Below are 10680 nucleotides of genomic sequence, written 5' to 3' on the forward strand. Positions count from 1 at the left end.
CTCGTCAACGACAACGCTTCTGGTGACCAGGGCGGGGGCATCAACGCTCTGGGGCAGGTCACCATCACCAACACGACAGTGTCCGGAAACAGGGCTGGCGTATCCGGCGGGGGTATCAACACCGACTTCGGCGCCGACACCCTCACCGTCAGCGGGAGCACCATCAAGAACAACACCGCCATCAACAATGGAGGTGGTCTGGACCTGGACGGCGGCACCGCCGCCATCACCGGCAGCTCCATCACCGACAACAGAGTCACCGCCGGATTCGCCGGAGGCATCTACAGCACTGGGGACCTCACCGTTACGAACTCCACGGTCGCGGGCAACACCGCCACCGACGCGAGCGGCCCCGACGGAGGCGGTATGGAAGTCCTTGGTACCACGGTGCTGGACAACACCAAAGTCACCGGAAATACAGTCATCGGTGAAGAAGGGTTCGGCGGAGGCATCTCGGTCTCCGAGGGCTCCCTCACCCTGCGAAATGGCAGCATCGTCAGCGGGAACCTGGCCTCCGGCCCCTACTCCACCGGCGGCGGCATCCGCTCAGGCAGCGGAAGCACCGTGGCCCTGGAGAATTCCTCCGTCACCGGGAACAAGGTCAGCGGTACGGGATCCTTCGCCGCCGGCATCTACAACACGGAGTCATTGTCCTTCTCGCTGACCAACACCCCCGTCACCAACAACACCGCACCCAACACCCCGGCACCGGGAGGCATCTGGACCAACCAAGAGTTCACCATCGACACCCTCTCACCGATCACCGGCAACACCCCCACCAACTGCCTCCGCAGCCCCATCATCGTCACCGGCTGCAGCGGCTAGGCTTGTTCTTCAGCGCCCGCGCGAGGGCTGCGTCCACCTCCGGTACGAACGGAGCAACGACGCCCAGATCGGTGGCTCGGGCGAAAGCCGGATGGCAGATGTACCGGCCGAGCTCGCTCAGTGCGCGCAGTCCGTAGTAGCCGTGCTCGGCTGCGCTGTCGGCGGCCGCACCTGGCGTGACGCTCCGTAGACACTCCCCGCCGGCCACAGTTTGGAGATTGCTCTCGAAGATCCGGTGGCAGTTCTGCACCCCGCGTAGCAAGACTTCGTGGTACCGGGCGTCGGGGCCGATGGGGAAGCGACGCTCTGCCAGTACCCGGCCTGTGTCGATCCCTCGGTCGACCTTGTGCAGCGTGACGCCGTACTCGGTGTGGCCATGAAGCAGGGCGAACAGCACTGCGACGGAGGACAGGCCACGGTGCTGCGGAAGCAGGCCGTTGTGGACGTTGTACACGCGCAGACCTGAGTCGAGGACCGGAGCCCGGAAGATCATCCGGTTGTTGATGGACCAGACAATCCCGTCCGTACACTGCGCAGCCAGCCGGTCCGCATGCACATTGACGTCAGTGGTGTACAGGTACGGGGCCACGGGCACCGTCGCTGCTCCGTCAGCAGGATCGTCGGAGATAACCAGGTCCACGCGGTGTCCTGCGGCGAGTGCGAAGTCGACGGCCCGCCGTAACAGGGAGCCGTTGCCAACGAAGATCATGTTCGGTCCTTGGGACGGTGCGGCTCGGTGGTGTCCTCCACGGCGGTGTCCGGGTCTGTGGCTTCGCGGACCGCCAAGCAGACGCGCTCCAGGGTAGGGGCGCGGATTATGTCGCGCAGCGCTCTCTGGAAGACCTCCCCGCCCGTCTGGCCGACCAGTTTGTCGGCGACTTGGCTCAGCATGATCAGCAGCGTGAGGGAGTCGCCGCCGAGGTGGTGGAAGTTGTCCGAGGGCCTGATGGGGAGATCGGCGGTGCCCAGGACCTGTGACCAGATCTCCGCAACGGCTAGCTCCAGGAAGGCGCGTTGCGGTCTATCATCCCGTACGGCGACTTGGGCGTCATCGAAGGGCTCCGGGAGCGCCTGCACGTCGATCTTGCCGTTCACCGTCTGCGGGAACGCCTCGACGAGGCGCACGGACGCCGGGACGAGGTAGGACGGGAGCAGCCTGGCGGCGTGCTCCCGCACTGCGTCGGGTTCGGCCGTACCAGAAACGTAGGCGCACAGCACCGGCTCGCCGTCCGGCCTGCCGGGCCTGCCGAGGACAATGGCTCTGGCTACCTCGGGATGCTGTTCCAGTACGGCCTCGACCTCGCCCGGCTCGATCCGGTGCCCCCGGATCGACAACTGGTCATCGACACGGCCCAGGAACTCGAGCACACCCCGTTCGCTGAGCCGGGCCAGATCGCCCGTGCGATACACCCGGGTGCCGTCGGCAAGGAGGAAGAACCGCTCGCGATCCAGCTCTGGCCGATGGAGGTAGCCGCGCGCGAGTTGCGCCCCAGCCAGGTGGACTTCGCCGGCCTCGCCTGGGGCGGCGGGGCGGCCGCTTGCGTCCAGCAAGTAGACCTGAGTGTTGTCCACGGGAACACCTATCGGCACTGCAGGCGAGTCTGCGTCACACTGCGGATCGAAGGTGTGGATCACGCAGCCGATGGTCGCTTCGGTTGGCCCGTATTCGTTGACGACCCGGCAGCCGGGCCCGAACACCAGCTGCGCCTGTGCGGCCACCGGACCCCGTAACTGTTCCCCACCAACAACAAGCACCCGGAAATTCTGTGGTCCGACATCGAGCGCACAGATCAATTCGAGATGTGCCGGGGTGAGCTTGAGGGCGTTGACGCCCAGCTGGGTCAGCAGTTCCGTGAGGTTGTGGCGACCAGCCTCTCCAGGTACCAAGGCAATGCTGCCACCCGCGAGCAGTGGGGGGAAGATTGCCGTTCCTGTGAGATCGAAGGCCAGGGACGTGAAGAGCCCGAAGCGGGTCGAAGCATCGACGCCGTAGCGGTCCGTCGCCCAGTGCGTGTACTCTACCAGGGCGCGATGCTCAACCAATACGCCCTTGGGCCGGCCCGTCGAGCCGGAGGTGTAAATGACGTAGGCGACGTCGTCGGGAAGCGTGGTCTCAGGAGCCGGCTCCGCGCCGTCCGTCGGCAGGCGGTCCAGGACGAGAACCGGGACGTCGTGGCCCGGCAGCGCCTTGTGCTCCTCGCCGACCAGGCACAGGGCCGCCCCGGCGTCGGCCAGCACGGCGGCGATCCGCGCCGGCGGGTGGTTCGGATCCAGCGGCAGGTACGCGGCGCCGGCCTTCAAGGCTCCCCACAGCCCGGCCAGGGCAGCGACGGATCGGTCGGCGAGCAGTCCCACGACCGCGCCGCGCCCCGCCCCCCGGGCGCGCAGCGCGGCGGCCACGACGTCGGAGCGCCGGTCCAGTTCGGCGTAACTGATCGGCCCCTCGCGTCCGATGAGTGCCACCGCGTCTGGAGTGCGTTCTATCTGACGCCGCAGCATCGCGGTGAGGGTCGCTGGCTCCTCGGTTCGTTGCGGGCCTGCGGTCAGGGGGCCGCGCCTGGCTGCGGGCGAGAGCACCTCGCACACGGTGGCCAGAAGGGCGTCCGCCCCCCGCGTGTCACCTCGGAGGCGGCCTGGGTGGGACATCACCAGCTGGGTGTGGCTGCCGAACTCGAGCGCCGTGAAGGACACCGGGGTGAACGGCACCTGGACCGGGAGCGAGTAGGCGGTCTCGGCCTCGAAGCCCGGCGCCCGCAGGTCCTTCGGCTCGATCCGGCCAAGGTGGCTGACCAGGGCCGAACAGGGGTAACGGCCGAGGGCTGAGGTCGCTCTGTCGGTGGCCCGAAGTAGCGGGCCGAGCACTCCCAGCGGCAGCCGCGCCAGCGCTGTCTCCTCCCCGGCTGCCAATTCGCGGCCGTCGACGAGCGCCTGCAACAACCGCTCGTGCCACGCTTCCCAGGGTTCTCCCGGTCGGCCTTCCACGAAGACCGGCAAGCTAAGATTGGCTGTGGACCGCAGGTCGGGGCGGTGCCGACGTAGATCCACCGGCACCATCACCCGGGTGGCTGCGCCGCTGAAGTCCGCGATCGCGGCCGCGGTCTTCGCGACGAGACCCGGGTAGGCGCCGTCCACCGTGCGCCGCACCCAGTGCGCGGCACACCGGTCGGCGCCACGGCCCGTGCCGCTCCCCCACCTGGCCAGCGGAGAGCGCCAGTTCGCCATTTGCCGTTCGCGTCGGGCCACTCCCGAACTGTCGGTCAACTCCCCCAGCAGCGCGAGGTCGTACAGCGGCGAGGGAGCTCCGACGGGTTCCTCTCCCCGAAGCGCCCGGAACACGTCGGAGGCCCAGCTGAGCAGGCCACGCCCGTCCATCACCGCGTGGTGGGCCCGGAACACTACGGTGGGTCGCGGGCCGGCGACCAGGGCGACCTCGCAGCCGCGACCCGCAGTGGGGTCCAGGTGCGCGTCCAGGTCGGTACGAAGGCTGTCCACCGGCCGGACGGCGGGCGACCGGCCGCTGTCCACCCATATCCGGTCACGGCGTATCAGTCGGGCCCCGGGACAGGCATCGGATGCCTGATCGACAGCCCGGCGCAGAGCGCCGTAGGCAATCGTGCCGGTGCCTTCGACGATGAACTGAATGACAAACGGTGACGCACTGCGCGCCGCGAGATACAGCCACTCGTTCGCGGATACCGGACGCTGGAACCGGTCTCGGAGACCGACGGCGCTTACCGTGCCTGCTAGCCGCCCGCTGGGGCGACCTGCTGCGTAGTGGTCGTTCACTCTTCCTCATCGCTCCTCACATGGTTTGGCAATCTGCGGGCCAGCCCTGCCTGAGGCCGTGGCCCGACGGTTCATGAGCGGCTCAGCGCACGGTGCGCAGGAACTCCTGTGTGCCACCGATCGACTCGACCCACGCCAGGAGCTGGTGCAGCCCGCTGTCCTGGTCGATCACCGGCGCATAGCCAAAGTCGCGGGTGGCCGCGCTCGTGTCGTAGGTAGCCGAGCGAGTGAGCAACGCCACCGTGTAGCGGCTCAGCGGCGGTTCCTTGCCCGCCGCGAGCGCCGGCACCCTCCAGATCAACTCGATGGCTCCGGCCAGGGCGTCGCTCAGGCGCGGTGAGATTGTGCGTGTCGGCGGCTGCCCACCGAACAGGGCGGCCAGTCGGAGCAGGAAGGCACGGACGTCGGTGGTCTCGCGATCCGCGATGAAGTACGCCTTGCCGGCGATCTGCTCGGCCGGCGCGTTGGCCGCCAGCAGACACGCCGCTACCGCGTTGTAGCAGTGGCACAGGGAGACCTGTACCCGCCTGCCGCCTGACATGTCCGGCAGCTTGCCGGCCACCATTTTGGCGACCAGTCGCGGCAGGAATCCGGAGTGGTCGCGAGGGCCCCAGATGCCGCGGGGGCGCAGTGAGACGGTGGTGAAGCCCGGCGCGTTTCCGGTCAGCACCAGTTGCTCGGCCAGGGCCTTGGTCTGTGAATAGAGGTTGTAGTAACGCTGCGGGTAGGGGGTGGTCTCGTTGATGCCGAGCCGGTCCCCCTGGCCCACCTCCATCAGTGCGCTGGGACTGCTGATGAAGACGAAACGGCTCACTCCACCGGCGCGGGCAGCCGCCATCAGCCGCTCGGTGCCCGCCACGTTGGCTTCCCAGAACTGGGCTCGGGTGCCGAATTCGACGACCCGGGCGGCGCTGTGGTGGACGACATCCACGCCCTGGACGGCGCGTCGCAGTGACTCCTCGTCCGCCAGGTCGCCGTACACCAGCTCCAGGCCAGGGACGCGCAGCCGGGTGATGTCGCTGCTGCGCCGAACCAGGACGCGGACATCGTGACCCGCCCGCACAGCACCGTCTGCCAGGTGGCCGCCGAGAAATCCGGACGCGCCGGTCACCAAGACCTTCACTGAAACTCCTTCTCGATGAAGCCCGGACGTTTCACGACCGGAAGGAATCGGTTCTTTGGGGCTGCAGCCCGCGAAGAGAGCCGATCTGCTCCGCGGGCCGGTTACTTGCCCGGGACATTGGGATCTTCTGGCAGGGACGGGTGTCACCGGGACCCTGGGCGTGACGTGGGCAGGTGTCACCCTGCCCGTGCACAGCTGCCCTTCGGCAGCTGCAACCGGCACCACGCCCAGGGCCCGACGCGAGCTGGAACTCAGCATGAAGGACCAGCTCAATATCCTGTGTCCTGCCGATTCAGCGCCGTGAAGCCGACGCCGTCGCCTTTCGGCCTGGTGCGGCATAGGTGCCGGCCTCAGGGAGCAGTCGCCACCAGGCAGCCCCGTAGAGCATGGTCAGGCCCGCCGTTGCCGCCGCGCCGTACCCCGCTGCCCGGCCGCGCGGCATGGCCCAGGGGATCTGGGCGCCATGCACGAGCACGCTCAGGAGCACGTTGATCCACCACACGGCCACCAGCACCGGCTGGTCGAACGGGTGAACCAGACCGGTCAGCAAGTATGCCCACCCGGCCAGCGGGAAGGCGCGCAGCGCCCACTGGCCACGTGACCTGCCCGCGCCCGCTCCCAGTTTCCGTGAAGCCCAGCGGGCGAGCTGCTCGCGGCCGATCTTGGCGTTGTGGCGGACGTCGACCGGGAACGCCGGATGGCGCAGGAACTCCGTCAGCCCCTTGGACACCCGCTGTCCGGCGGCCAGTTGCCGCAATTCCGGCAGCATGTCCTGCCACTGCTCGTCACTGACACCAGGTTCGGTCTCCACGCACACCACGGGCCGTTGAGCACCTGGTGCCCCCACTCCCACCAGTGCGGTGCGCCGCACCAAAGGGTGTGCGTGAAACACACCTTCACAGCGGACGGTGTGCAGCTCTCCCTCAGCCGTGCGTACCCGCTGGGTACGGCGACCGCAGAACCACAGTCGGCCCGTATGGTCCAGGTAGCCGAGGTCACCGGTACGGTGCCACAGGCGGGGAGGCCCGCCTTCTGACTCCTCACGGATCTTGTGCTGCGCGTCCGCGGCGGGCGCGGCATGGTAACGGGGACTGACCGCCGGTCCCGCGACGGCGATCTCGCCGACCTCACCGGCAGCCACAGCCAGGCCGTGATCCCACAGCGGCAGCGGCTCATCGGTGACACGGACGATCCGTACCTCGGCGTCCACCGTCGGACGGCCCACACACGTGCCTGCGCCCAGCGCGCTTAACGCGGCGGTCTCACCCAGAACTTCGCCGGCCTCAATGGACGAGATCGGCAGCACCTCGCTCGCGCCATAGGTGATATGGATCTCGGCGTGCTCATCCAGCGCCGCACGGAGCACGGCGACCACATCCGGGGGAACCGGGGCGCCGCCCGCAACCACGCACCGCAGCGCCGGCAACCTTGTTGCGTGCCGGGCCAGATACTCCCCCACCACCCGCAGCAGAGCCGGGGAAGCGGCCATGCTGGTCACCTCGAACCGGGCCAGGGCCGCCGCCACAAGGTCGGGGCGGGCCCCGGCGACCTTGGCTGGAGCAAGCGGCGCGAGCACCAGAGTGGAGCCGAAGAGGAGGTCGAATATCCCGTACAAGGGCATGGTGACCAGCGAAACCTCATCAGGGCCACGCCCGTGCACCGCGTTGATCTGACGCGCCATGGCGGCAGCCATCCGGTGGGTGTACTCGACCCCCTTGGCCGGTCCCGTGCTGCCCGTGGTGAAGCCGATCATGAGCAGGTCGTCGCCGCCCGGCAGGTCACTGCCGCCAGCCACCGCGCCGCAACGGAGCCGGTCGAGGGGCTCACCGCCCCAGAACCAGCGGCGCCCCACCGTCACGTGGATCCGGACACCCGCGAAGGAGCGGTAGCTGAACATGCGCACCGCGTGCGCTACCGGCGGTCCGATGAACGCCTCGGCGCCGACCGCCCGGTAGCAGTGCAGCATCCGCTTCACGCCCATCCCCGGGTCCACCACGACCGGTACCGCGCCGATCCGGAAGAGCGCAAAGACAACCGCAAACAGGTCAGGACCGGGGGCCATCATCAGCACAGTCTTCATACCCTTGGTGATGCCGATGCGGGCAAAGCCAGCACCCAACTGCTCCACCTGCGACTGAAGTTGGCCATAGGACAGCTCGCCGTAACGCACACTGCCGTCCCACTCGCGGCCGTCCGGGTAAACAATCGCGATCTTGCCGGGTAACGCTCGGGCGTTGCACTCCAGGTAATCGGCAAGCCCTGCCCGGGGATCGAGCCCGAGTTCCGTCAGGAACGTCATGCCCTCACCGCTCCCGCAGGACGGTACCTCGAACAAGCAGCGCTGAGACCAGCACCCGCACAGACGAACAGAATCTCCTCATACCCCTCCGGCAGCCCCGACTGAAGCACCTGCAAGTACCCGAGCACGAGCGCGGCGGTGTGCGGCTCGCCACGCCCCTCCGCCCCCACCGCTACAACGGCTGCCGAGTCAACCCCCAGCCGCTCGGCCAACTCGGCCCCGAAGCCGACCGCCGGCTCATTGCACACCACAAACGTACGATCCAGCGCCACGCCTTCCTCCCGGACGTAGTCGCCGACCACGCCAGCAGCGAGTTCCAGCAGCCGCTCCGTCCAGTCCGGGTCCCTGCGCACGGTGATCTCCCTGCGCCCGTCGGTCCCCATCACAGCGGCGTCAAGGTAGCCGGCAGCGCCCACCGGCCCGTCAGCTCCCCGCACCCGGACCGGACCGAAACCCGAACCCGGCTCTACGGAGCGCTCCAGCAGCAACGCCGCACCCAAGTCCGCGTACGGGTAGTTCCGGTCCTGGTCGGCCCGCCCCCCGGGATGGACATCCGCAGCGGTCACCAGAATCCGGCTAGTGCCACCAGTGCCCAGAATCCCCTGGGCCACCTGCACGGCATTGAGCACCCCGCAGGCGCCGTTCATCAGATCGAAGGAGAATCCGGCTCCGGGAACGGGGCGAGCAAGGTAGTCCAGATTGATACCTACCTCCTTCTGCACCAATGCCGCCATCGCGGGCTCCATCATGTTGGACTCACGATAGACACCCACATTGATCAGCACACCGACCTCGTCCGGCGTCAGCCCCGCATCCGTCAGACACTGCCGCGCCGCCTGCGCAGCGAGCTGCACGGAACTGGCAGCGGCATACCCTGTCTGCGGTGCTGCCTGCGCAGCGGCCGTGATGACAGTACCCATGGTCACACCCCCATGTTCGAGATCGTCGCGGACAGCGCACCGGCAACCACGCCGGAGGCGGCAGGCACCAGCAGGAACTTGGCACCCTGGCTGGCGGTCCCGGCCCTCAGGTGATGGCTCAGCGCCAAGAAGTGGGAGGTCGTCGACGTGTTTCCGAGCTGCTCCACTACTGACAGCGACTGCGGCATGGGGGCGCCGAACATCGCTTCACCGGTCCGGTTGACGAACTCGATGAAGCGGGTGCCCACCTGGTGCTGGACGATGTAGTCGAACTTCTCGCTGACGAAGTCGCTCCCCCTCTGGGCCAACACATCCCCGTGGAAGCGCGGCCACAGCATCAGGCGATCTTGCGTGTGCATCTGCTTGTTGTCCGTATAGAGGGCTATGCCCGGGGTCCGAGTACTCGGCATGCCCAGGCACAGATGCGAATACTCGGAGCACGTCATCAGTTCGACATAGTGGATCCGATCGGCGTCGTCCACTGCAACGTCAAGGATCACCGCAGCCGCCGAATCGCCCACCGACAGAGAAGCGAACTGCGGATCGTAGGAGTCAGTCATCTCAGCCGCGGCCGTTTCCGCGATGGCGGTGATCTGCTCCCCGCTCACCACCAAACCATTGCGGACCACGCCCTCCCTGATCATCCTGTCCAGCACGTACACGCCAGTCATCATCCCGGCACAGGCGTTGGACATGTCGAAGTGGATCGCCGAGCGGGCGCCTAACTCCCTGGCGAGCATTCCTGCGAAGGAGGGCTCGAAATAGTAGTGGCTGCCGTCCTTGCAACGGCTGATGGACGTCGAGATCACCACGTCCAGCTCTGCCGCCTCATAGCGGGAAGTGCGCAGCGCGTCACGCGCCGCCCGAAGGGCCAGACCAAAGGAGTCCTCCCCCGCCTCCGGACGCCGATCGGACACCCGGCGCTCCGCAATCCCCGTGATCCGCTCAAGTTCCAGCTCCGGCACGCCGGTCACCTGGGCAACCAGATCGGATGTCGGCTGAATGGTTGGAGGCAGATACGCCCCCAACGCTTCGAAGCGGCTACTTCGCGTGCTTGTCGGCATGGTTACCTCTTCGCGGGTCCCGCAGGGCCCGCAGTTCATGTTAGGGCAGCCCGGCCTTGGGCCGGTGCTACCACCAAATGGATGACTGATATCGCAGGGGAGGACGGCAGGAATTTCCGCAACGCTGGCCTGGAACTAGCTAAGCCGCTCACGATCTACCTCGTGCTTCCCGACATAGAACAGCACTCCAGGGGATTTCGCGCCCCGGAGTGCGTGTGGTCCAAAGTCTCGAGGAGGCGGAACGGGGCTAACATCCGCCACCTGGCGCATCTTTGACGACTCGCCAGTCACCGTGCCGTGAACCTCGACATGACCTTCTTGACCGGGCGATGTCGGTGCCGTTCGCCTGCAGTTGCTGGGCTGCACGGGCAGCCCTGACTGTGAGTTACACGCAAGGCGGCGGGGTTGACCGACACCGAGAGGGCCGCGCCGGAGCGGATCCAACCGCAGATCCTGATGGCTAATTCGATCTTGGTCTGGGATTGTGGCTGTAGTCGTTGCGGCCGGTCGTGATCGTGCCTGGCTGCGGGTGGGAGGGTGCGGTGTCGGTGCAGCCGCAGGCATGGCCCAGGGCGGTTTCAAAGTCCGGGTGATCATGGATGTGTGCTGGTCACGGCTGCGTGACGCTGTGCTGGTTGGCCGACACCTACGCAACGAAGCTCC

6 protein-coding genes and 1 pseudogene are annotated in these 10680 nt (G+C 67.5%); 1 reads left to right on the forward strand and 6 read right to left on the reverse strand.

Annotated features, from left to right (window positions below):
• Nucleotides 1–825 (forward strand): annotated as a pseudogene (locus ACFYXH_RS41805) (hypothetical protein); the annotation flags it as partial.
• Here ACFYXH_RS41805 and ACFYXH_RS41810 read toward each other — a convergent pair.
• The 6 genes from ACFYXH_RS41810 to ACFYXH_RS41835 form a co-directional block, all read right to left on the reverse strand.
• Nucleotides 806–1534: a formyltransferase family protein gene (locus ACFYXH_RS41810; RefSeq protein WP_389574938.1), complete on the reverse strand. Its 729-nt coding sequence runs from the start codon at nucleotides 1532–1534 to the stop codon at nucleotides 806–808. The pseudogene ACFYXH_RS41805 and the gene ACFYXH_RS41810 sit on opposite strands and share 20 nt — an antisense overlap.
• The gene (locus ACFYXH_RS41815; RefSeq protein WP_389574940.1) at nucleotides 1531–4317 is read right to left on the reverse strand and encodes a non-ribosomal peptide synthetase; all 2787 of its coding nucleotides are present in this window, start codon (nucleotides 4315–4317) and stop codon (nucleotides 1531–1533) included. The genes ACFYXH_RS41810 and ACFYXH_RS41815 overlap by 4 nt, the downstream gene beginning before the upstream one ends.
• 376 nt (nucleotides 4318–4693) lie before the next feature.
• A complete protein-coding gene (locus tag ACFYXH_RS41820) occupies nucleotides 4694–5734 on the reverse strand; it encodes an NAD-dependent epimerase/dehydratase family protein (protein ID WP_389574943.1) in 1041 nt (346 codons plus the stop codon).
• A gap of 292 nt (nucleotides 5735–6026) precedes the next feature.
• Nucleotides 6027–8033: a fatty acid CoA ligase family protein gene (locus ACFYXH_RS41825; RefSeq protein ID WP_389574945.1), complete on the reverse strand. Its 2007-nt coding sequence runs from the start codon at nucleotides 8031–8033 to the stop codon at nucleotides 6027–6029.
• The gene (locus tag ACFYXH_RS41830; protein WP_389574947.1) at nucleotides 8030–8953 is read right to left on the reverse strand and encodes a hypothetical protein; all 924 of its coding nucleotides are present in this window, start codon (nucleotides 8951–8953) and stop codon (nucleotides 8030–8032) included. The genes ACFYXH_RS41825 and ACFYXH_RS41830 overlap by 4 nt, the downstream gene beginning before the upstream one ends.
• Nucleotides 8954–8955: 2 nt before the next feature.
• Nucleotides 8956–10017 carry a 3-oxoacyl-ACP synthase III family protein gene (locus ACFYXH_RS41835; protein ID WP_389574950.1) on the reverse strand — a complete coding sequence of 354 codons (1062 nt, stop codon included), beginning with the start codon at nucleotides 10015–10017 and terminating at the stop codon, nucleotides 8956–8958.
• Nucleotides 10018–10680: the final 663 nt, after the last annotated feature.

This window comes from Streptomyces sp. NPDC002730 (assembly GCF_042888805.1).
Lineage (GTDB): Bacteria > Actinomycetota > Actinomycetes > Streptomycetales > Streptomycetaceae > Streptomyces.